At 42.1% G+C, this 22410-nt stretch carries 18 protein-coding genes and 1 other annotated feature; of the genes, 3 read left to right on the top strand and 15 right to left on the bottom strand.

Going from position 1 to position 22410, the window contains the following annotated elements:
- The first annotated feature begins 120 nt into the window (after window positions 1-120).
- A complete protein-coding gene (locus ACY8D0_RS01445) occupies window positions 121-456 on the top strand; it encodes a hypothetical protein (RefSeq protein WP_462408739.1) in 336 nt (111 codons plus the stop codon).
- Between the two features lie 65 nt (window positions 457-521).
- Here the strand turns inward: ACY8D0_RS01445 and ACY8D0_RS01440 are convergent, their stop codons facing one another.
- The 8 genes from ACY8D0_RS01440 to ACY8D0_RS01405 form a co-directional block, all read right to left on the bottom strand.
- On the bottom strand, window positions 522-1295 hold the full coding sequence (locus ACY8D0_RS01440; protein ID WP_462408738.1) for an enoyl-CoA hydratase/isomerase family protein: 774 nt from the start codon (window positions 1293-1295) through the stop codon (window positions 522-524).
- Window positions 1296-1315: 20 nt separating this feature from the next.
- The gene (locus ACY8D0_RS01435; protein WP_462408737.1) at window positions 1316-2149 is read right to left on the bottom strand and encodes an SDR family NAD(P)-dependent oxidoreductase; all 834 of its coding nucleotides are present in this window, start codon (window positions 2147-2149) and stop codon (window positions 1316-1318) included.
- Window positions 2146-4035 (bottom strand): AMP-dependent synthetase/ligase, encoded by a 1890-nt coding sequence (locus ACY8D0_RS01430; RefSeq protein ID WP_462408736.1) that lies wholly within the window; start codon window positions 4033-4035, stop codon window positions 2146-2148. Before ACY8D0_RS01430 ends, ACY8D0_RS01435 begins: the two co-directional genes overlap by 4 nt.
- A 120-nt stretch (window positions 4036-4155) precedes the next feature.
- Entirely contained in the window at window positions 4156-4521 is a 366-nt protein-coding gene (locus tag ACY8D0_RS01425; RefSeq protein WP_462408735.1) for an SCP2 sterol-binding domain-containing protein, read from the bottom strand.
- Window positions 4522-4569: 48 nt separating this feature from the next.
- Complete coding sequence (locus tag ACY8D0_RS01420; RefSeq protein ID WP_462408734.1) at window positions 4570-5778, bottom strand: acyl-CoA dehydrogenase family protein; 1209 nt, start codon at window positions 5776-5778, stop codon at window positions 4570-4572.
- Window positions 5738-6901, bottom strand: coding sequence for an acyl-CoA dehydrogenase family protein (locus ACY8D0_RS01415; RefSeq protein ID WP_462408733.1), 1164 nt, complete (start codon window positions 6899-6901; stop codon window positions 5738-5740). Before ACY8D0_RS01415 ends, ACY8D0_RS01420 begins: the two co-directional genes overlap by 41 nt.
- 188 nt (window positions 6902-7089) lie before the next feature.
- Complete coding sequence (locus tag ACY8D0_RS01410) at window positions 7090-7692, bottom strand: TetR/AcrR family transcriptional regulator (RefSeq protein ID WP_462408732.1); 603 nt, start codon at window positions 7690-7692, stop codon at window positions 7090-7092.
- Window positions 7693-7823: 131 nt separating this feature from the next.
- Window positions 7824-8840: a 4Fe-4S binding protein gene (locus tag ACY8D0_RS01405; protein WP_462408731.1), complete on the bottom strand. Its 1017-nt coding sequence runs from the start codon at window positions 8838-8840 to the stop codon at window positions 7824-7826.
- 451 nt (window positions 8841-9291) lie between these two features.
- Window positions 9292-9544 (top strand) — a binding site (T-box leader).
- A gap of 63 nt (window positions 9545-9607) precedes the next feature.
- Between ACY8D0_RS01405 and brnQ the strand changes: the two genes are divergently transcribed.
- Window positions 9608-10954, top strand: a complete 1347-nt coding sequence (gene brnQ, locus ACY8D0_RS01400) for a branched-chain amino acid transport system II carrier protein (RefSeq protein WP_462408730.1) — start codon at window positions 9608-9610, stop codon at window positions 10952-10954.
- Window positions 10955-11000: 46 nt separating this feature from the next.
- On the opposite strand, the gene ACY8D0_RS01395 is transcribed toward brnQ, so the two are convergent.
- Window positions 11001-11987 (bottom strand): Gfo/Idh/MocA family protein, encoded by a 987-nt coding sequence (locus ACY8D0_RS01395; protein ID WP_462408729.1) that lies wholly within the window; start codon window positions 11985-11987, stop codon window positions 11001-11003.
- A gap of 503 nt (window positions 11988-12490) precedes the next feature.
- Between ACY8D0_RS01395 and ACY8D0_RS01390 the strand changes: the two genes are divergently transcribed.
- Window positions 12491-14146, top strand: coding sequence for a glutamine--tRNA ligase/YqeY domain fusion protein (locus tag ACY8D0_RS01390; protein WP_462408728.1), 1656 nt, complete (start codon window positions 12491-12493; stop codon window positions 14144-14146).
- Between the two features lie 48 nt (window positions 14147-14194).
- Here ACY8D0_RS01390 and ACY8D0_RS01385 read toward each other — a convergent pair whose 3' ends face one another.
- The 6 genes from ACY8D0_RS01385 to ACY8D0_RS01360 form a co-directional block, all read right to left on the bottom strand.
- On the bottom strand, window positions 14195-15385 hold the full coding sequence (locus ACY8D0_RS01385) for a hypothetical protein (protein ID WP_462408727.1): 1191 nt from the start codon (window positions 15383-15385) through the stop codon (window positions 14195-14197).
- A 147-nt stretch (window positions 15386-15532) separates the two neighbouring features.
- The gene (locus tag ACY8D0_RS01380; protein ID WP_462408726.1) at window positions 15533-16681 is read right to left on the bottom strand and encodes an HD-GYP domain-containing protein; all 1149 of its coding nucleotides are present in this window, start codon (window positions 16679-16681) and stop codon (window positions 15533-15535) included.
- Between the two features lie 178 nt (window positions 16682-16859).
- The gene (locus tag ACY8D0_RS01375; RefSeq protein WP_462408725.1) at window positions 16860-18098 is read right to left on the bottom strand and encodes an ATP-binding protein; all 1239 of its coding nucleotides are present in this window, start codon (window positions 18096-18098) and stop codon (window positions 16860-16862) included.
- Window positions 18099-18275: 177 nt separating this feature from the next.
- Entirely contained in the window at window positions 18276-19691 is a 1416-nt protein-coding gene (locus ACY8D0_RS01370) for a branched-chain amino acid transporter BcaP (protein WP_462408724.1), read from the bottom strand.
- A gap of 262 nt (window positions 19692-19953) precedes the next feature.
- Complete coding sequence (locus tag ACY8D0_RS01365; RefSeq protein ID WP_462408723.1) at window positions 19954-21462, bottom strand: amidase family protein; 1509 nt, start codon at window positions 21460-21462, stop codon at window positions 19954-19956.
- Between the two features lie 488 nt (window positions 21463-21950).
- On the bottom strand, window positions 21951-22400 hold the full coding sequence (locus ACY8D0_RS01360; protein WP_462408722.1) for a threonine/serine exporter family protein: 450 nt from the start codon (window positions 22398-22400) through the stop codon (window positions 21951-21953).
- Window positions 22401-22410: the final 10 nt, after the last annotated feature.

Below are 22410 nucleotides of genomic sequence, written 5' to 3'. Positions count from 1 at the left end.
AAGATTTATCGACTTGCTTTTTGAAAGGTTTGTGAACATTGCCCTGAAACTGATTTAACCTATTTAAAAGGATGTTAGAATAAGGCAACAAAACTTAACAATATTATGGAGTTGGATATAATGTTTAAAAAAATTAATATAATCTTCTCCATGTTGTTTTTTCTATTGGGAACGAATGTATTGGCAGATTCCAATTGGAAAAGTGCCTCCTATCAATCAGGATTGGGCATTTCTGAATTTGCAAGCGGGGAAGCAGCAGGATTAAAAGAACAAGCAACAGCTAAACTAAATGCAGCGAAGGAAAAGACTGTAGCAGAATCGGCAGCAGTCAATCAATCTGCGGAAAATAAACAGCCAGCCATTATTAACTATATACTTCCGGTCCTTGTTGGGATTGTTAGCGTCATTGGGATTGCAAGTTACTGGCTGATTTTCCGCAGGAAACATATACATTGATAATTTTGAAAAAAAGCGTATTCCAAATGGGATACGCTTTTTGGTTCAAATAGAGTTGCAGCAAGCTATTTTCCTTTAAATTCCGCTTTTCGTTTAGTAAAAAAGGCGGTAACCCCTTCAATGGCATCTTCACTGTTTTGAACGGCCAACATGTTTTCGAGTTCAATCCCGGTTCCATCTTGAATCGGGAGTTCCATTCCGCGGTTAACAGAGTCAAGGATGCCCTTCATCGCAAGCGGGGGACCTGCGGCTAATTTTGATGCCCAGTCCAAAGCTTCTTCCATCAGCTTTTCCTGCGGAACAACCCGATTAACTAATCCGTATTCTAATGCCTTATGGGCAGAAATCCTATCCCCGCTCAGCATGAGTTCGACTGCCCGGCGTCTGCCAATGAGCCTGGGCAAACGTTGGGTTCCTCCGTATCCTGGGATAATGCCAAGCCGTACTTCCGGAAGGCCAAATTCGGCAGTCTCAGAAGCAATCGCTAAATGGCAAGCCATTTGCAGTTCGTTTCCACCGCCCAAAGCCTTGCCATTAATACAAGCGATTACTGGCTTTGGAAAACGCTCTAGCCTAAAAAAGAAATCATGAATCTGCTGAATATTGGTTCGCGATTTTTTTGGGTCGCTCATGTCACCGAATTCAGAAATATCTGCTCCGGCGGAAAAAATTCGATCACCTGATCCTGTCAAAAGAATGGAACGGATGGAATCATCCTTTTCTAGTTCACCTAATATCGAATCCAGTTCTGCGAGAGTATCTCGGCTTAATGTGTTCATCGGCGGGCGATTAATCGTTACCAAGGCAACCTGGTCCTTCTTTTCGAGTAAACAATTCATCAAACTTGTCTCCCATCATATTAAAAAGTAAAAAGGTCAATTCCTCCGGTAACGGGAAGACCAACCCCCGTGATATATCCAGCCTGTTCAGAAACGAGGAAGCAAATCGCGTTGGCAATATCCTCTGGTTCGCCGGGACGTTTGAACGCGGTTCTGGCAATCATCCGTTCCCGCATGGAAGGGTTGGTAAATTCAAACGCTTCCGTTTTGATGATACCTGGAACAATGGCATTGACTGTAATATTGTACCGAGCCCCTTCCAATGCAAGCGATTTGGTCAAACCGAGGATGCCGGCCTTGGTTGTCGAGTAACTTGCCTGTCCGTAACCGCCCAACGTTCCGGCAACCGAGGCCATGTTGACAATCCTGCCCCAATTCTGCTCCTTCATGTACGGCCAGACGGCTTTGCAGCAATTATAGGCCCCCGTTAAGTTCACCCGTAAGTCGCGCTCCCAAAAGCCGTCATTTTGATCCTCAATCCTTGCCGTGTGATCCAATGTCCCTGCATTGTTAATCAGGATATCAATCTTTCCAAATTGCTCCTTTACCTGTTTCATGACAGCTTCCACTTCAGAACGGTCGGTCACATCCATTTTAAAGGCTGCCGCCTTCCTTCCCATTGCCCGGATTTGTTCAGTAGTCGACTTGGTGTATATTTGTTTAGTTTGTGTCATGATTTGCGCAATGGGTCCAAGTGATTCCGAGGTATCTTCTAGATCTTGGCCGTCCTCTATTAAAATGTCGGTGACAACCACATCCGCCCCTGCTTCCGCAAGCTTTAAAGCGTCCGCTCTTCCCAGCCCTCGGGACGCTCCCGTAACCAAGGCGACCTTTCCTTCTAAAGGCAGTGTCATTTTCCTCTCTCCCCTTCTGCATATTTCAATGATAATCCTACTGCCACTTCATTTGCTGCGGTCAGCAAATCAGTGAATCCTTCCTCTGCGTAGGCAAGGGCAATTACTTCTTGATATTTTTTCTGAATCTCCGGTAGACGTACTTTTAGGGATGGAGTAAGTTCCCCGCCCTCTACTGTCCATTCCTTTCCGAGAATAATAATTTTTTTCGGCTGCTCATGCTTCGGAAACTTGCTAGTCAGTTTTACGACTTCTCTCGTTAACAGCGCTTGTGTTTCTGTATGTTTGACTAGCTGGTTCACATCGGTTGAAAGCCCTTTCTTTTTAGCCCAAAGCAAAAGATATTCAATGCTTGGCGTTATCATGGCAATGACATACTTTTGGTCTTGACCAATCAGAACGGCATTTTGGATATGCATACTTTGTGTCATCGCATTTTCCACTGGCTGCGGAGCGACATTTTTGCCCGTTTTCAAAACGATGATTCGTTTCTTGCGATCAACAATTTTTAGATAGCCTTCTTCATCCAGGCTCCCAATATCACCGGTTAAAAACCAGCCATCCTTGAATACCTCAGCAGTTGCTTCGGGATCTTTGTAATACCCCATCATCACACTGGGGCCTTTGACCATGACCTCTCCATCCTGGGCTATGGCCACTTCAAGATTTGGAAGCGGCCTACCCACCGTTCCTACTTTCGTCCGCAGCATAGGATTGGTACAGACGACCGGAGAGGTTTCCGTTAACCCGTACCCCTCAAGCGCCGGAATATCGACGGCCCAAAAGAACTTGCCAATCTCAGGATTTAAGGCACCGCCCCCGGAGATCAGCCCGCGGATTCTCCCTCCTAATTTCTGTTTCACTTTGTTATAGACCAAAGCATTGGCGAGCTTCCATCTTCTCTGAAGTTTCTTTGGTAAAAATCCGTTCCTCATTAACCCATCAAAGGTCTGATTCTGGTAGTACTCGTATTTCATCATTCCAACATCAATGGCCCAATTAAAAATCTTCTTTCTTAACGGGGTGCCCGATTCCACAAGCTTTTGGGCCTGCGCATAGACTTTTTCAAACAATAGCGGCACGCTGACTAAAACAGTGGGCCTGACCTCCAAAAGGTTTTCCTGCACTTTCTCGATTCCTTCCGCATAGGCAATCGTAGACCCGGCGGATAATGGCATAAACTGTCCTGCCATCCGTTCAAACACATGGGATAATGGCAGATGGGACAGCAAAACATCATCAGGTCTTGCTTCCAATACCCAGAATTGAACGCCTTCGATGTTGGCCAAAATGTTTCCATGGGTTAACATGGCCCCCTTCGGTTTACCGGTCGTTCCGGAAGTATGGATAATAGTGGCAAGTTCCTCTCTTGAAATGGCACTATACCCGGCTTCCCAATGATAAATGGGATGAATGGACCCAAGATAGGCCAAGTGCTCAATAGTTAAAAGTTGGTCTGTATTCGTAAAATTCGCTGGTGGATAAAAGATCGCTGTAGGCAGTGGTGCGGTGGCGTCTGTGTGGATGATTTTTCCCAAATGATGTTCGTCCTGTACAAAAAGAAACATACAATCGGCATTCTTTAAAATGTAGGCAATTTGCTCTGGAGGCAGTGTGGAATGGATGGGCACGCTGACAGCGCCCAAACTCATAATCGCCAAGTCGCTGATGGGCCAATTGGGATTATTTTCTGAAAGAATCGCTACTTTATCATCTTTTTTCACTCCAAAGTGTGCAAGCCCGGCGGCTACCTGTCTCACTTTAGTCCAAAAAGAGAAATAACTGATCCCTTGATATCTTCCATTTTTCTTCCACAAAAAAGCATCCTTATCGGAATAACGCTGTACCGTCCGGGACACCATTTCTACTAAATTATTCGGCTTCATTTGACACCTCCAATCATATACATTGGGACTATCCCCCACCACTTTAACGCTTTACTAGGTTGGGGGACAGGCCCCCACCGCTTTACCGCGTTACTAGATTGGGGGACAGGCCCCTTAAGTTTATAGGTGTTCTTTAACGTTATATTGGCGGAGGATGCTTTCGATTTTAAGGGCTTTGCCTATGTCCCCTTTGATTTTTAATTTTCCGGTCATAAAGGCGACTGTTCCGTTTAACTTGCCCAGCATAAAGTCATGGAAGCTTGCCAGGGACATACTCAAGGTGCAATCTGCTGGTGTGTCAGCGCCCGCTTCCACGGATGCTTTGCCATCTTGGAAACGAAGCTGATATTGTCCGCCGTCATCTCCGGTGATATCAAACAGGTAAGAGGCAGTGAATCCCTCAATTGGCCCGGAATTTTCGTTTAATGTTTCCTCGATTTTGTTGAACAACTCCGCTAATGAATACTCTTCAATTGTTTTTGTCATGGTTTCATCCTCCAATATAGTAAGTTATGAAAATATGGCTGAAAAAGATTAAACTCGGATGCCAAAAGGTTCGTATAAATGTCTCGCGATAATGAGCTGTTGAATTTGGTTGGTTCCCTCAAAGATGTCAAAAATTTTCGCGTCGCGGTACATTTTTTCAACAATGTGGTTTTCCAACCCAGTCGGCCCTAGCAGCTCCAGGCATTTTGAAGTGGCTTCTAGTGCCATTTTCCCCGCAAACGCTTTGCACATGGCCGCCTCTTTGGCATTCGGCAGACCTAAGTCCGCCTTCCATGCAGATTCCCATGTCAAAAGCCGTGCGGCCTCAATTGATTGCTGGATGCTTGCAAGTGTTTCCGCCGCCATTTGGAACTGCCTTCCATGTAGCGGATACTCCTTTTTGATTAAATCGATGGTATATTCATAGGCTCCTCTGGCAATCCCGGTGGCCATGGCCGCAATAATGGGTCTTGTGGTATCAAATGTTTTCATTGCCACACGAAAACCGGACGGGCCGGAACCTTTATTTTCATAATACGCTTCACCGCCAAGCAAATTCTCTTCTGGAACAAAGCAATCTTCAAACACCAGCTCAGCCGTTTCTGAAGCCCGAAGTCCCATTTTATGGGCAACACGGGAACAGGAGAAACCTGGTGTGCCTTTTTCCACAACAAAGGCACGATGCCCGGCCCGGCCCAGTTCTTTGTTGACCGTGGCGAACGCAACAACCCAGGAAGCCCGTTTGCCATTGGTAATAAAGATTTTCTCACCGTTTAAAATATATCCGCCTTTTGTTTTCACAGCTGTTGTCTGGATGCCTGACACATCCGAACCTGCCTCCGGCTCCGTCAAAGCATAGGCACCCCAGCGCGGTTCCTCATCCCTGGAAAAGATGGATAGGAACCTCCTTTTTTGCTCTGGCGTCCCGCTATGCTGGATGGGGGGACCGCCTAATCCTGGGCCGGGAAGTGTCAGAGCAATTGCGGCATCTCCCCAAGCCAGCTCCTCAGTGGCGATGACAGCGAGTCTGTTCCCCTGCCGCTCCTTCTTCTCAACCTTCTTTTTCGATTCGTCCCCTTCTCCTAAAGTGGAAGTACTCATGGAAATGCCGATACTGTTGACCTTTCTAAGCCATTCATCCGGTACACTGGCTAACTTGTCAGCCAGCATAGAGATTGGCCGCATTTCATTTTCGGCAAACCAGTGGACAATCTCTTTAACTTGTTGCTGCTGTGGTTCCATTTCGTAGGATATCATCAGGTTCCCTCCTTTCTTTCCCTAGTAACAGATATTCACCGCTTTTCACCAACAGTTCCTTTTCGCTGTCCCATAAATTCACTTGTGCTTGGGCATCCCGCATCCATTTTTCGACTGGATGATCCTGAACATATCCATGTCCGCCCAACAGTTGAACGGCAGAATCTGTAACAAATCGGACTGCACGATGGGCGAAATGGAGCGCGGACAGCGACGCCTGAACCCCATCCGGTTCTCCGTTATCCAGCTTTTTGGCGGCTGCCCAAACCAAATTCCGAGCCGCTTGGGTTTGCATCGCCATTTGCGCGGTGTTAAAAGAAACTCCCTGGAACTTAGCAATTTCCTGGCCGAAAGCTTTTCTTCCGGCCGTATATTCGATCGTATAGGTTAGAGCAGCAGCCATAATGCCAATCTCTTTTGCGGCTTCAAGGACACGAATTCTAGCTAACGAGCCTTGAATGACTTGACGGGCAGCCTCCCCTCTCGCCAGCACGTGGTCTTCGGACACTTCCAATTGATCGAATTGTAGGCGCGCGCATTTTGATGCTAGTAAACCCAGACGGTAATCGCCCCTGACCGTATGCCACTGGTGTGTCCCGCTTTCGAGCAGAAGAAGTACATCCTCCCGATTCTCATCCTCCCCGGCAATGACTACCCCAGTTGCAGCCTCTCCCATTTTAATAGGAATGGACACCCCATCTAAACGGTAGCCTTTGTCATTTGTTTGAATGGAGATTGGGCGATTCGATTGGTTCGCCAATAAGGATATTGTTGGCCGACTGCCGCCTTTCTTTAAGGGAGCAAATAATGGATTACCGGGAAGCAGCCGGATAAACGAAGCCGCTTCATTTAATCCCGGTAAGCCTTGAATGGCGGCAAGGTCGCCAAAGCATAGCGCTTCGAGTATTTGGGCCTGCGACACCAACGGCAGTTCCAAACCATCATAGTCTTCCGGCAACTCAAGTGTTGTGAATCCCAACCCGTGTAACTTTTCTGAGATGTCTTCGGGAACTTTTCCCGTTTCTTCTATTAATCTTGCTTTTGGGCGTATATGTTCAATGGAAAAGGCTCTAGCAACCTCAACAAAGGACTTTTCATCCTCACTCGGCATAAAGGAAATCATCGGTTCCCTCCTTTTTATTAAAATATTCAAAATATTTTATTATAATTAAATGATACCAATACGTATTCGTACTACACAACAAAAACTGTTCGACTATTTTCGACCACCTCTTATACTAAATGTGAACAAAAAACATGCATGGGTCATTTCCCACCCATGCATAAAAAGGATACTATCATGATTTTTTTTCAACTGGCCAAACTCACAAATGATGCGATAACAATTCGGTTCAGAAGTCGGGCAAGGTCATCAAAATGAACAAGGCTATCTCCGTCTTCATTATAGTTTTGGATCACGACTTCATTAATCGCCCCAACCATGCCCTGGGAAACAATGCGAATTTCCTGTTCTGAAACGGTATTTGGCAACACGCCTTGAACCATCTCAGCCATCATTCCAGCAAACCGGCGATGGGCTTCGCTGCGGACTTTTTCAACCTCTGGAGACACCCCCACCGATTCTACCAGTACAAGATTGGCAGCTTTTATATTAGTAAAGCAAATTTCAATGTAACGGTGAATCCCTGCATATGCTTTATAGGCGGTTCGGTGTTCGTTGCTTACGGCGAGTTTTACCTCTTCCATGATTTCTGCAGCCAAAACATCAAAAAGATATGCCATCAATTGTTCCTTACTGCTGAAATGCTGATAAAAGGTGGTTTTGGATACTCTTGCCAATTCGACTATATCAAGCACTGACGTATTTTTAAACCCATCATGAGTAAAAAGCATAAGGCCGGCAAAGAGAATTTTTTCTTTTGCCTCTTTCGGCATTTCAGAAATAAACAGCATGTTCATCCATCCAATCTTTTTCAACAGTACGAGTTAGTATCTTCATTGTAAAAAAGATTCTTCTGTTTCACAACCTGGTTTTCAAAAAAAATAAGCAGCCCCTGCTAAAGGCTGCTCACTCCTTTTAAAAATTAATGACCGACCTCACTTGCAATGGGAATCAACTGCTCCCATTCCTGATAGGTAATAATCGAGTTCCAGTGGCCGGTGATTTTTGCAACGGTCACCACAACAAAAAATAAACCAAGAAAGCTAACCGGAATAACCCATTTATTAACCTTCTTATTAACCACCGTCATGTTTAGGGTATCTTTTATCGGACAGGCTTCCACGCAAGACATGCAGGCATTGCAATTAAGCGAATTGACAGCCTTTTTCGTATGAACCTGAAGTCTTTGCGGGCAAACCTTGGTACACATTTCACAATTGGTACAAGTCGCTTCATTACGGCGGACTTTGGTAATCCTAAAGAGAGACCCCAACCCGATTAAAGCACCATACGGACAAAGAACCCGGCACCAGAAGTTTCGGAAAAACAGGGATAAAACAAATATCACGAGTAAGAATTTCAAAGCAAAGCCGCCAATATTAAAAAAGAATAGCAGCATTTTCACATCTGAAATTTTGTTGTATGTATCATTGATAAATACCTCTGCCTGGTAGGTTGGCATGGCAATAATCATGCTGATAAAAAAATACAGCAGCACATATTTTAACGGTGTCAGCAGCCAGGTTAACCATTTTGGCATTTCAAAATTCTTTTTAAATATTTTTTTCCCAAGATCGGCAATAAGTCCGCTGACTGTTCCAACCGGGCAAATCCAGCTGCAAAACGCCCTGCGAAACAAAAGACCCGAACCAACGAAAAAGGTTAATAGGACAAGGCCGGCTGGATGAATCGTGTCAAATTGTCCTGTAGTTACCCAGACCTTGAAGGCAACAAGCGCACTAATAGGCAAAAATCCTTCAACCGCAGAAGGTCGCTTGACAAAAGGTTTTTCCCCCAATGATTCGAAATGCATATAAAATTGATAGAATTGGAATCCTACGTACAGTAAAAACAGGAGAAAAACAGTTTGAATCACATATCTCGTGATTTGCACCGGCTTTCGTTTCAACTGCTTTTTATACCATGCTTTAGACTTCATATCCTTCCCTCCATATTGTTTTTACATATACCATTAACTCTTTTCAACGATAATATTAACTTTTTAAACTCTATTGATTGGAGCGGATAAGCTCGACCCCTGCGGGAGTACGGGGCCGAGGAGGCTCCCCGGCACGCCCGCCGGTTTTGCTGAGCGCCTGAAGCGGAGACCAACAGCCTAATTAACAGAGTCTTACCATTAAAACCATACCCAACCTGTAATGTGAAGTAAATCATCTAAGAGATGGTTTCAAAAAGCTGTCACAAGGGTTTTCTCAAATATGTCAAATTAATTTTAATAATATTGTAATATTATATTTTTTTAAAATTTAATAAGATTTTTCAGAAAAAAATCACTTGCAAAACTATTAAAAAATAATATAATTAGTTTATCAAAAATACTTTTAATCAAACTTTCCCGCTGAATCAACTAAATCTAGCGGGCTCAACAATGAAAATCAATGACGAGAAGAGTAGCTTGGTACCCTTGACTGCAGAGAGCCGGCGGTTGGTGAAAGCCGGTGTCAACAAACAAGTGAAAATCATCTCTGAGATGCCGGGTCGAAATGTTCATTTCACGAGTAGGCCTTGCCGGAACTTCCTGCCGTTAACACAGGACACGTATGATGGTACGTTGATCGAGAGCCGCAAATGCTATTTGTTTGCGGAAGTAGGGTGGTAACGCGAGATAAGCTCGTCCCTATTACGGGGGCGGGCTTTTTGTATGGATTTTTATTGTTGTCAAAGGAAAAAAGGAGAGCGAAAGAAATGAAAAAAAGAGACACTTTTTTTGTAGGTTTAATGTTATTTTCGATGTTTTTTGGAGCCGGAAACTTAATTTTCCCTCCATTTTTGGGAATGGGAGCCGGCACCGTTTTTTGGCCGGCCATCATCGGTTTCATTATTACGGCAGTTGGATTGCCGGTCCTTGTCCTCATTTCCATCTCCCTTGTAAAGGACGGCGCGAATAGTCTTGGAAGCAGAGTGCACCCATGGTTTGGACCGGCTTTCACCATCATCGTTTATTTATCAATTGGGCCATTTTTTGGAATCCCCCGGAATGCCAACGTAGCCTTTGAAATGGGGTTAAAACCGTTTCTTGGAAACGTTTCTGTCAACTCATCCCTGCTGTTACTTGGTTTTACAGTCGTCTTTTTTGCCTTGGTCTATCTGCTGAGCCTCAATCCTTCCAAGGTTATCGATTATATGGGGCGTTGGATTACCCCCGCATTATTGTTATCGATTGTTATCCTTTGTGTTACCGGCTTTGTCAAATTGGACAAGCCATTGCAGCCACCAGTTGAAACCTACAGGACCGCCTCCCTGTTTAAGGGATTTATTGATGGTTATTCCACCATGGATGCACTTGCGGCACTTGCATTCGGGATTGTTATTTTAACGGCCATAAGACAAAAAGGGGTGACAGATAAGAAACAATTGACTGCCTATACCATCAAAAGCGGACTCGTAGCCGGGGCAGCATTGGCTTTGGTTTATGTCGGGATTGGCTTCCTGGGGGCAAAAATGTCTTCCTATGGAAAATTCGAAAACGGAACTGACCTTCTATCATCCGCTTCCACGCTTCTTTTAGGCGGCGGCGGCAAAATTCTTTTGGGCGCCATTTTTACGCTTGCCTGTTTTACCACCTGTGTGGGTCTTACCATCGCCTGTGGCCAATATTTTTCAAAAATTGCTCCAAAAGTAAGCTATCGTGTTGTGGTCACTTTAGTCACTGTTGCCAGCTTTTTAATTGCCAATCTTGGCCTGAACCAAATTATCACGATCTCTGTGCCATTCCTCGTTATGGCCTATCCAATCACCATCGTACTGGTGAGCTTGGCGTTTTTCCATCGTCTCTTTGGCGGATCTCACAAGGTCTACACTGGTGCTATCCTATTAACCGGTCTGGTTAGCTTTTATGATGGAGTGAAGATGTTTGGATTCAAATGGGATCTGTTAGATTCCTTCATCGCTTATCTCCCACTTGCGTCAGTTGGCCTTGACTGGGTTATTCCAGCGCTTGCCGGAGGTTTGGCAGGCTTCATCCTGGAAAAAATAGCACCCGCCCAAAAACTTAAAGAGAATGAAGTTCTTGATCTTAAACAAGCATCCTGATAATAGCGCAAAAAATGCCAGTGGACGTTTCATCCACTGGCATTTCTTATTTTTCTGAATCAAAAAGGATACGATTCTGCTTTCTTGCTTCTTCTGTTATTTTAAGGACGATCTTATTTAAGCTTTTTAGCTCTTCATATCGTTGGTTATCTTTTGTAGCAATGATATTCGCTATGTTGATACATTCGTATACCATATTATCCTTTTCTAGTTCCTCGCTTAATACCTTGGATTCTTTTGTATGACTGTCGATAAAAGTAATACTGGATATGGGTGCCGCATCCTCCAACAGGAATGTACCCTTCTCTCCATGAATTTCACACGGAAGAACCGAGTGGGATACTTTTGAACAAAGGATTGTGCAGACAAACTCATCATATTCTAAAACCAAGGTTCCGCTGCCGTCCACTCCGCTCCGTAAAATCACGGGATGATAAGTGACCTTTTTAGGTTCCCCAAACAATCCGGCTGCCAAGTAAATCGGATAAACCCCCAAATCGACTATTGCTCCGCCAGAATGCTTGGCGGAAAAGATGTTCGGCTCTTCTCCCTGCAAGAATGAATCATAACGAGAGGAATATTGAATATACGGAAGCATGGTGCTCCTTAAAGTCCCTGCCAGATGAAGCTGTTTCTTTAAAATCTGAAAATTCGGCGTGTGAATGTTGCGAATCGCTTCGAACAAATAAACGCCATGCTCTTCTGCCGTTTGATAGGCGATTTCCAGTTCCCGTGTGTTTGAAAAAATCGGCTTCTCACAGATGACATGCTTGTTATTTTTCAAAAACAGCAGAGCTTGGTCAAAATGGACTGAATTAGGTGAAGCGATATAAACCACGTCAAAATCCTTATTTTGAGCCATTTCCTCTAAATCAGTATAGATAGCTTGGGCACCAAATTTGTCGCCCAGTTTTTTTGCTTTATCGTATGAACGTGAGTAAACACCGATAAGCTGCAGCTGCTTACTTAACTGCGCTGCTTGAATAAAGCTTTCTGTTATCCAACTTGTACCTATAGTTGCAAAATTAAGCATTGACTTGACTACTCCCCTCGATGTATGGTTTCAACATCCTATTTTAGCGGTTTTCCCGCCAACTTACCAATTTTGTTTTCAAAAACAAATGCACAATCGCCCTCGTCAGCGCACGACAGGCCTGGAGCCTCTCCAACTGAGATAAAGTGAAACTTCAATCAGCGAGCGTTTTTCTCGCAATTTGTTAGTTGAACCAATCGGGTTCTTACGGGCAGTTGAGAATCTACTGCCCGTTGAACGGGATAAAGGAAACACGAAGAGCCGGAGGCGCATTCGTGCTTGACTTATCGTAGGGCGGAGAGCGAAGGACACTAGGCGCTAGGGTGCTGGAGCTGGACGTGTCTCGCTCAGAATAAAGTTTTCCACAGAGTTATAATATACAATTTCCTATACTATAAATAATTTTCTCCTCTATTTTTCGGATGATTTGCGGACAACAATGGAAAAATATCATTATTTATGGTATAGATAAGAGATAGATATGAAGAAAGAGGTTGAAAAGGGTGGATAATCAAACATCTAATTTTATAAAAGATATTATGGTAAAGGACTTAGAATCCGGAAAACACAAGACCATTGTAACCCGCTTCCCTCCGGAGCCAAACGGTTATTTACATATTGGACATGCTAAATCCATTGTCTTGAATTTCAGCTTGGCTGATGATTTTAACGGAACGACCAACCTACGTTTTGATGACACTAATCCAGCAAAAGAGGATATTGAGTTCGTCAATTCTATTAAAGAAGATGTAAAATGGCTCGGCTACGAATGGGAAAATTTATGTTTTGCCTCGAATTACTTTGACGAGATGTACAAACGTGCCGTGCTTTTAGTTAAAAAAGGGCTGGCATATGTGGATGATTTAAGTGCCGACGAAATCCGTGAATACCGCGGGACCCTAACCGAACCAGGAAAGAATAGTCCTTACCGCAACCGTTCCGTTGAGGAAAATCTTGACCTGTTTGAAAGAATGAAAAGCGGTGAGTTTGGCAACGGCGAAAAGGTGCTTCGCGCTAAAATAGACATGACTTCACCTAACATAAATTTACGTGACCCTGTTATCTATCGTATTTCCCATTCTACCCATCACAATACGGGCGATAAGTGGTGCATCTATCCAATGTACACCTTTGCGCATCCACTGGAGGATGCCATTGAAGGGGTTACTCACTCCATTTGCACAATTGAATTTGAGGACCAGCGACCATTTTATAACTGGGTGGTTGAGCAATGCGAAATGGAAAGCACCCCACAGCAAATTGAATTCGGCCGGTTAAATGTAACCAATACTGTGACGAGCAAACGCAAGCTGAAACAGCTGGTTGAAGAAGGATATGTGGACGGCTGGGATGACCCGAGGATGCCGACAATCTCCGGCATGCGCAGGAGAGGATTCACGCCTGAATCTATTCGTCATTTCATTAAAGAAACGGCGGTTTCTAAACATAATGCGACAGTCGATGTCGAAATGCTCGAACACTTTGTTCGTGAAGACTTAAAATTGAAAGCCCCCCGGACAATGGGTGTGATTAACCCATTGAAGGTTGTTATTACGAACTATCCGGAAGGCCAAATTGAGCTATTGGATGCGGAAATCAATCCAGAAAATCCCGAAATGGGCATGAGAAAAATTCCATTCTCCCGAGAGCTTTATATTGAGCAAGATGATTTTATGGAAAGTCCGCCGAAAAAGTATTTCCGCCTCTTCCCTGGCAATGAAGTCCGGTTGAAGCATGCTTATTTTATCAAGTGCGAGGAAATCGTAAAGGATGCAGATGGTAAAATCGTGGAACTTCGCTGCACTTATGATCCGCAAACGAAAAGCGGCACCGGTTTTACAGGACGGAAAGTCAAAGGCACGATTCACTGGGTGGAAGCCACTCATGCTGTGCCGGCTGAATTTCGCCTGTATGAACCCCTAATCATGGAAGATTCTGAGGATGAATCAGATGAAGGGAAAACATTCCTAGATAAAGTTAATCCTGATTCCATTGAAATCCACCAAGGGTTTGTTGAGCCGAATATGAAGGAAAGTATGCCAAACGATAAATTCCAATTCTTCCGGCACGGGTATTTCAATGTTGACCCTCGGTTGACCACCGTTGAAAAACTTGTGTTTAACCGAATTGTATCTCTGAAAAGCTCATTTAAACTATAAAGCAAAAGAGCCAGGCTGTCTTACCCAGCCTGGTTCTTTTAAATTCATTTAAGTCTTATTATGCTGATACTTTTTACTCCATGATTTAATTAAAATTATTAATAATACCGAAATCTGTAGTGAAAAAAGAAGTGCGTCCCAAAAGTCAATATTTGTTGGTCCTTTCAAGAAGCCTGGAAGTATCCTCTGTTTTCCAGCATATAATAATTCTGGTACATAATATTTACCGTATAAAGCAATAGTCAGAAAGATACCCGCAATATAAAAAATAGTATATAAGAAGATAAATTTCCTTTCAGTTGAGTAAACAACCTCTTCTTGACTACTGTTTTTGTAAAGCGGAATCCAATCCCTAATCTTCTTGTTTGCACTTTCCATTAAATTATAACAACCAGAAACGTTTTCTAGTACAAAATATAAATCTGTTTTCATATAGATACAACATTGATAGATAATTCTTGTGATAATATCAAAGACAGCAAGGCTGGATAACCCTAAAATAATTTTATGATCTTCCCCAAATTTCATTTGGCAGATTAAAGAAATCAATAGGATAACATTATCGAAGCAAAGGCCGGCAAAAAATAACACGTAGCGATTTTTTGATGGGAGTTTCCAAATCGACGACAGCTCTGTTTCAAACACGACAAAAAACAAGCGGTGGCCAACCCCTAATTTTGTCGGCAGATTGACAGCCCTCATGGCCAAAATATGACCAAATTCGTGAAAGAGGACTAAAATGAAAGTGAACGCCATCCACAAAATTGCATTAAGTACCATGACATCAAAAACGAATATATCAGTATACTCAGGGAAAAGAGATGGCCTGATAACAAAAAGGATGATATTCAACAAAAAAACAGCAATATAGAGAAGATATGCGAATTTATTAAAGAAAAATTTTCCGACTTTCGGTGATATCCACAAAAACCCAGATGTCTCACTTTTAGGTTTATTAAACTCCACTCTGTGGCCATCTATTTCTTCAATTAAATCAAGATCAATTAGTTGGCTGACAAAATCCAAAAGATTTACTTCTTCCTCAGGATATTGACAAGAAAGTTTTTTCTCTATTTTGTCTAGGGTCTCGCCTTGATTCATTAATCTTATGGCTTCAATACAAATTTCGGGCATTTCAAAAAACTCACCCGAGTATTTATCCTCTATAATGTAATGCTTCTTATCTTTGCGTATTTCTATTGGTACTAGAGATATATGTGATTCAAGTGTAACGTACATAAAAACACCCTTTAAATAGAATAAAGAAGGATGCATGGCTTACGCCAGCACCCCTCCTTTCAACCAGTTACTCCCAAGAACGGGCACCACCAGCACGTTGTCTTCACTTTCTTTAATTTGCGGATTTTCATCATCAATCCACCTCCTTTAGTACCCATATTTTTTTTGCCATGGAAACTTATCATGAAACTCGACCCACGCCGGATATACTTCTTTAAACTTTTCAACTAGCGAAGGATCAAATTGGGTACCCGTTCCACTAACGATACGTTTATATGCTTCATCAACTTGCATTGCAGCACGGTAAGATCTTGATGATGTCATTGCATCAAATGCATCCGCAATGGCAGTTATTCTAGCAAGTAATGGTATATCTTCACCTTTTAGTTGATCAGGGTATCCTTTTCCATCCCAACGTTCATGGTGAGATCGAATTACTGATATACTCCCATTAATCCCCTCAACTCCCTGAACTGCCTTAGCACCAACTGCTGGATGAGATTTAATGATTTCATATTCATCATTCGTAAGTTTCCCTGGTTTCATTAGAATCGAATCAGGAATATGGACTTTTCCAATATCATGCAATAAACATGCATGATAAAAAGATTTTTGTTCCGCTTTGGATAAGTCGCTACTGTGCTTTGCAAGTAATAACGCATAATAAGCCACCCGTTCACTATGCCCCTTGGTATAAGGGTCCTTTAACTCCAATGTAGCAATTATTCCTTTCACTATTCCTTCGAGTTGCTTATCGTAGGAATCACCAATTGCCTGAACATACCCCTGGAAACGTACTAATAAAAAGAATGACATAACCGATAAAACCGCCATTAATATTAATGGCATTATAACGTAAGAGGTATTTAAAATTATACCAGTCAAGGAATATTTAATGATTTCTCCTATACTCACAACCCAAAAGTATTTTCTATCTAAGAAAAGGGGCAATACAAGGATTAAAAAGACTTCTACCATATTCCCACTTGTGTAAGGAACATCATTTCCAATGTAGGACAAAATATCGACCATAAATACTGTTAAAAAATAGCTAATAATAAATACATACTTTATTAAAAATACTCTATTGGTTTTATTTAAAAAGTGTATGACGGGTATTAATAAAATTAATACTGCATAGTTTAAAAACCAAATTTTACTAGGAAACCCTACCTCTCTTTGAGTGGTTATTACTCCAGGTGCAATGTAATAATAAAAAACATCATAACTTACCATAATAATATAAAAAAATATAAGAAACCATTTAACGGTTCGCTGTTCTTCATGCGGAATCATACAATCCTCCAAAATATACCCATCATTATACAAACTACCTTAATATTTTTTCAAGAACACACCGATTTACATTTTATTACAAATTTCACCAAAATTCATCCATTTATACTATTATAGCTTAATAAAAAATACAGTAAAACATTTTAATAATGTAGTATTTGTAGATTTTATGCATCTGTTAAACTAATGTTATTGGTAATATAACACTAACTTTGGTTCCATTGTCAATGTTGCTCTCGATAGTAAATTCACCCTTATGTTCTTTGATAATCTGATTAATTACCATTAATCCTAAGCCAGTCCCATCCTTCTTAGTTGAAAAAAATGGTTCTCCAAGATTAGGCAAGTGTTCCTTCGATATTCCGTACCCCTCATCCTCAATCGTTATTTGCAGCTCTGAATCGTTAATAGCAGCCGCTTTAATTTTAATATGGCCTCCATCAGGCATTGCTTCTATTGCATTTTTTATGATATTAATGAAAACCTGTTTCAACTGGCTTTTATCGCAATCAATCCTTGGTAATGCTTCTTCAAATTCTGTTTCGACAGATATACCTTGATCTATAGCCCGTTGGTTTGACAACGAAGCGGTATAATGAATTATTTCTTCTATACTAACTTTTTCAAGATTCAAACGCCTAGGTCTGCCGATATACATTAAATCATTAACAATGGTGTTAATTCTATCAATCTCCTGTACCATGATTGAATAGTGATCATTTGTATTCGGATATTTTTCATTCTGAAGCTGAAGAAATCCCTTTAGAGAGGATAAAGGATTTTTTATTTCATGTGCAATGGCTGCCGACATTTGTCCCATGACAGCCAATTTTTCCTTTTTCCGTAGTTCTTCATATACTCCAGTTAAGGATTTAATATAGGAATCGAATCTATTTAGAAAAATATACGCAATGATTGACAAAATAATAATTATTACAATTGGTGACAAAACCGAGGAGTCTTGAAGGATTAACCCAATTAGTACATATTTTCCAGTGATTCCTAGCGTTGCAGCCCAAAAGTATTTTTCACTAACAAAAATGGGTGAAAATAATATAAAAAGCAATTCTACAATGTTTCCCGAAGCGAACTCCAACGTTGTTCCAAAATAAATCAGTACATTATCAATTACATCCACTAATATATAGATGAATAATATTAAATACTTTACAAAAAAAGTATTACCCTTTTTCATTTGATACAAAGAGAAGGGTAATAAACATAGGATAATGAAGTATAACCAAATTCCTAATCCTTGATGAAATAATTGTTGGTTTCCTGCTCCATTAAACTTTGGCAGTATATAAAACCAAAATATTTCAAATCCAAAAAAACAAATATAAAACAACCACAAAAAGAGCTTTAAAGCTTTTTTTTCTTCGTAAACCAACCTAGGGCTGCTGACTCTGTCTTTCATTAACTAAACCCCTTATTCCAAGTGCTCTATCACAAAATATTACATTTTCTCCTACCATTCTACCATCATTCCGAAACATTGTGACAAATTTTTAGAAAAAAATCGATGATATTCGACAAATTTTTCGCCCACCGTCACAAAAAAACAGGAATCCCTTCAGTTAGGATTCCTGCTTTCTTAGCTTGCTTTTTTCATTTGTATGGAAGTCTGATTTAAAGTCGAATGCTTTCTGCCATAGCCAAAGTATACTACCAGCCCAATTACCAGCCATACCGCAAAGCTAATCCATGTTAAAGCAGGCAATTGCACCGCTAAAAATCCACAGAATAAGAAGGCCAAAATAGGAATGTACGGGACAAAAGGAACACGGAAGCCAGATTTTGGCGCCTGCTTGCTTTTACGAAGAACCAATATCCCTACAGAAACAGTCATAAAAGCAAATAGCGTCCCAATATTCGTTAATTCCGCCAGCTTACTTAACGGAATCAAACCCGAGAAGATACTGACAAGGATACAAGTAATCCATGTATTGGCCATCGGTGTTTGGTTCTTTTCATCCACTTTTGAAAATACCTTTGGAAGCAAACCGTCCCGGCTGATGGCGTAGAACAATCGTGTCTGTCCATACAACATGACTAGCAGCACGGTAGTGATTCCAACTATCGCCCCAAGCGATATAAAACCTGCCACCCAATCTTGATGGATGTAATTAAGCGCAAAGGCAACCGGATTTTTTACGCCAAGCTTCTGGTAGGGAACAATTCCTGTCAATATGGCAGAAACCGCAATGTACAAAACCGTACAAACTAATAAGGAGGCAATAATCCCAATTGGCATATTGCGCTGGGGATTTTTTACTTCCTCCGCAGCGCTGGACACCGCATCAAAGCCAATATAAGCAAAGAATACAGTAGCCGCTCCAGCCGTTACACCGGAAAATCCAAAAGGCATAAACGGTGTCCAGTTGGATGGTTTTACATACCAAACCCCCACCACCATAAACAATACAACAACGGCCAGCTTGATAATAACCATAATTGAATTGAACCGGGCTGACTTTTTGACGCCTTGTGTCAGTAATAAGGTAATCACAAAAACGATTATGATCGCAGGAACATCGATGAATGTTCCATTTGCTGGATCATAGGCGCTCGTTATTGCCTTGGGAAAATGGATACCAAACCCGGCAATCAGCCCCTGGAAATACCCTGACCAGCCGCTTGCAACCGCAGAAGATGCCAGGCCATATTCTAAAATCAAATCCCATCCCAATATCCACGCAATAATTTCACCAAAGGTGGCATAGCTATACGTATAGGCGCTTCCCGAAACCGGTGCTGCCGATGCAAACTCGGCATAGCATAGGGCTGCAAACACACAAGCCAATCCGGATAGGACGAAAGACAGAATCAGTGCGGGACCTGCATGTTCAGCAGCAGCCACTCCTGTCAGTACAAATATACCCGTTCCAATAATTGCCCCAATCCCAAGCATGGATAAATCAAATGCTCCCAAATCCTTCTTTAACGTAACATCTTTATGTTCAGCTTCTTGTATTAGAGTCTGTATCGACTTTTTTCTAAATAATTCCATAAGGTATTCCTCCAATATATATCATGCAATATGCAGTATATTCTTAAAAAAAGGTATATTGGAATAATATTATCTTTTTATTAAAAAATCAATATTTTTTGAAAAATTTATTAATTTCAATATAATCCCAGTTATACCAAAGGAGAACAACAATCAATGACCCATATCTTTTTCCGGTAATTATTTTAGTATATTATTTTTAATTTTTCCTTAAATTAATTTGTGATGCAAAATAAAAAGAAGGCAGTTAAGCCTTCTTCGATTAAGATTTATCCTTATAAAATGAATTCTTCTCGACCGGAATCCAAGAACCGGTTTGCTCCAGCTGCCCGGCGAGCGTATATAGTAGGTCTTCCCTTCCCCTAGCGGCCATAAATTGAACACCGACAGGAAGCTGGTCCTCTGTGAGATGAAGTGGTACCGTCATGGCTGGCTGTCCGGTTAAATTCGCCAACTGGGTGAACGGTGTTTTTTTCAAATTATTTTCCGCCACCTGTTCCACTATCCCAAGTTTCTTGAGGATGCCTCCTGCTCTGAGCCTGCCAGCAATTTGCATGGCCATTCTTTCCGAACGGGTCGGTGAGAGCTCGCCAATTTCTGCCGGGGGGAAAGCAGTTGTCGGTGTCATGTAAAAATCATAGGCTTCATGGAAATGCTCCATCGCCCGTGCTGCTTGGTCCCATTCCCGAATACTTAAAACCACTTCCTCCGCAGAGGTTGCTTTTCCCACTAATCCTAAAATCCAAGTGGTTATTTCCACATCACTCATCACAGCTTTTCGGCCAAGTGTTGCTTCTAAAGATGTCAAAGCGGCAGCTACCTCACCGAAATACATCGTTAAATAACTTTTGGCAATTTTGCTTCCGTCAATTGGGGCATCTTTTTCCTCAACGTGGTGTCCCAGCGACTCCAACAGCTTGGCAGTTTGATACACGGCCTGTTTGCATTCGGGATGGACCTCTGTCCCCATTGGCGATTGTACGGAAAATGCGATAACGAATCTTTTGACGGGTGGAGTTTGCAACTGTTCCAGGTAGGATCCTTGAAAGGGCGGCGCTTGAAAAGCGGCAGACTTTTCAAAGAAGCGAATCTCATCGAGCATGGCTGCACTGTCTCTTGCCGTTCTGGACAGAATATGATCTACAGAAGCACCTTGCCAATGGCGGCCATAGTAAGGCCCAACCGGAGTTCTGCCCCTTGTCGGCTTCATGCCGAAAAGGCCGCAATAAGCACCGGGGATCCTAATGGAACCGCCCCCGTCGTTCGCACCGGCAATAGGTACCATTCCGCTGGCAACCGCAGCGGCCGAGCCTCCGCTCGAACCCCCAGGTGTGTGCGCCAAATTCCATGGGTTTCTTGTCGGACCGTAATACTCCGGTTCAGTGATCCCCATTAGCGCAAATTCCGGTACATTCGTTTGCCCAACAAATAGAACCCCCGTCTTCCGCACCAGGTTTACATATAGTGAATCACCTTTCGACCGGTAGTTTTGCAGGGATTTTGAGCCTGAAGTGATTTTTTCGCCTTCCATTTCTTGAACGATATCTTTTAACAACATAGGCACTCCGGCAAACGTTCCTGTCAAATCCATGTTTTCAGCCGCAGCTTTCGCTTTATCGTAAAATTTATTAATGACAGCATTTAATTGGGGATTATGCTGTTCAATCGTCTTTATCGCCTCATCCAACACTTCCTTAGGAAGGATTTGTTTCTTTTTCATTAATTCCGCCAAACCAAGAGCATCATAATTTTTATAAATAAATCCGTCCATGTTGAATACTCCTCCAATATCTAAAATCTGTCCTGTTTAATCATATTGGCTTGAGCGATAAAAAAATCCTGCTTTCTATCCTTCCGATTATTTGCAACGCAGCAAAATAAAAAATAGTATTGACATCATTTACAACAGGGTGTATTATTAGTAATTGTGCTTGATATGAAAGTAACTTGAACAGAGATAAATATGTGTAAGATTTTTAATACTGGCTTTTCACTAATGTTTTATCGGAAAGACTTATTCACACTGGAACGGCTTCGGAGCCGTGAGGATGTAAGAGAGGTAGGGCTTACGTCGTTTAGGTTTATAAAACCTTACAGGTGAAAAATTGAACCGCGGCAAAAATTGTTGAAACACAATAATTTGAAATACTTACATGATATATACACTTAAAGATTGTTGCAGCCATTCAAGTTACCAAACTTAAATGCGAGCAAAAAAGAAGGCAGAGGATTCTAGGTCCCCTGCCTTCGCCCATTTTATCAGATTTTTTTGGGTTCATGGTTGGTGATTTTACGCAGGATTTGGTTAATGACCTCTGAAAAAACAAGGCCAAAAGCAATGGCCCCTGCCAGCAATAGCGTTTTGGCTGCCAGCCCAAGCGCACCATTATAATCATTCTCAACAAATTTCCTCATGGCATCATAAGCCAGTCCGCCGGGTACCAACGGGATTACGCCGGCAACACTAAAGATAATAACCGGCGTTTTATAGACCTTTGCCATTTCCTGACTAATGACAGCTATAAAAATCGTGGCAGCGAGTGTGGCAAAAACAGCATCCCCCATACGCCCTTCCAGAATATAATAAACAAGCCAGCCACCCATCCCAATCAGACCGCATTTTATTAAAGACTCCTTCGGTGCATTGAAGATGATTCCAAAAGCCCCCGTAGCAATAAAACTTGTCATTAACTGGGCTAAAATGTCCATCTGCCCTGCC

The organism is Neobacillus camarae (assembly GCF_054950115.1).
The sequence above is the reverse complement of the archived record's forward strand: the minus strand, read 5'-3'. Positions and strand labels throughout refer to the sequence as shown.

Coding starts and splice junctions, on each gene's coding strand:
- ACY8D0_RS01360 (WP_462408722.1), bottom strand. CDS start 22,400: ATGGACATTTTAGCCCAGTTAATGACAAGTTTTATTGCTACGGGGGCT.
- ACY8D0_RS01440 (WP_462408738.1), bottom strand. CDS start 1,295: ATGAATTGTTTACTCGAAAAGAAGGACCAGGTTGCCTTGGTAACGATT.
- ACY8D0_RS01380 (WP_462408726.1), bottom strand. CDS start 16,681: ATGATTCCGCATGAAGAACAGCGAACCGTTAAATGGTTTCTTATATTT.
- ACY8D0_RS01375 (WP_462408725.1), bottom strand. CDS start 18,098: ATGAAAGACAGAGTCAGCAGCCCTAGGTTGGTTTACGAAGAAAAAAAA.
- ACY8D0_RS01420 (WP_462408734.1), bottom strand. CDS start 5,778: ATGATATCCTACGAAATGGAACCACAGCAGCAACAAGTTAAAGAGATT.
- ACY8D0_RS01405 (WP_462408731.1), bottom strand. CDS start 8,840: ATGAAGTCTAAAGCATGGTATAAAAAGCAGTTGAAACGAAAGCCGGTG.
- ACY8D0_RS01430 (WP_462408736.1), bottom strand. CDS start 4,035: ATGAAGCCGAATAATTTAGTAGAAATGGTGTCCCGGACGGTACAGCGT.
- ACY8D0_RS01365 (WP_462408723.1), bottom strand. CDS start 21,462: ATGGACGGATTTATTTATAAAAATTATGATGCTCTTGGTTTGGCGGAA.
- ACY8D0_RS01425 (WP_462408735.1), bottom strand. CDS start 4,521: ATGACAAAAACAATTGAAGAGTATTCATTAGCGGAGTTGTTCAACAAA.
- ACY8D0_RS01410 (WP_462408732.1), bottom strand. CDS start 7,692: ATGCTGTTTATTTCTGAAATGCCGAAAGAGGCAAAAGAAAAAATTCTC.
- ACY8D0_RS01385 (WP_462408727.1), bottom strand. CDS start 15,385: ATGTACGTTACACTTGAATCACATATATCTCTAGTACCAATAGAAATA.
- ACY8D0_RS01415 (WP_462408733.1), bottom strand. CDS start 6,901: ATGATTTCCTTTATGCCGAGTGAGGATGAAAAGTCCTTTGTTGAGGTT.
- ACY8D0_RS01435 (WP_462408737.1), bottom strand. CDS start 2,149: ATGACACTGCCTTTAGAAGGAAAGGTCGCCTTGGTTACGGGAGCGTCC.
- brnQ (WP_462408730.1), top strand. CDS start 9,608: ATGAAAAAAAGAGACACTTTTTTTGTAGGTTTAATGTTATTTTCGATG.
- ACY8D0_RS01445 (WP_462408739.1), top strand. CDS start 121: ATGTTTAAAAAAATTAATATAATCTTCTCCATGTTGTTTTTTCTATTG.
- ACY8D0_RS01395 (WP_462408729.1), bottom strand. CDS start 11,987: ATGCTTAATTTTGCAACTATAGGTACAAGTTGGATAACAGAAAGCTTT.
- ACY8D0_RS01370 (WP_462408724.1), bottom strand. CDS start 19,691: ATGGAATTATTTAGAAAAAAGTCGATACAGACTCTAATACAAGAAGCT.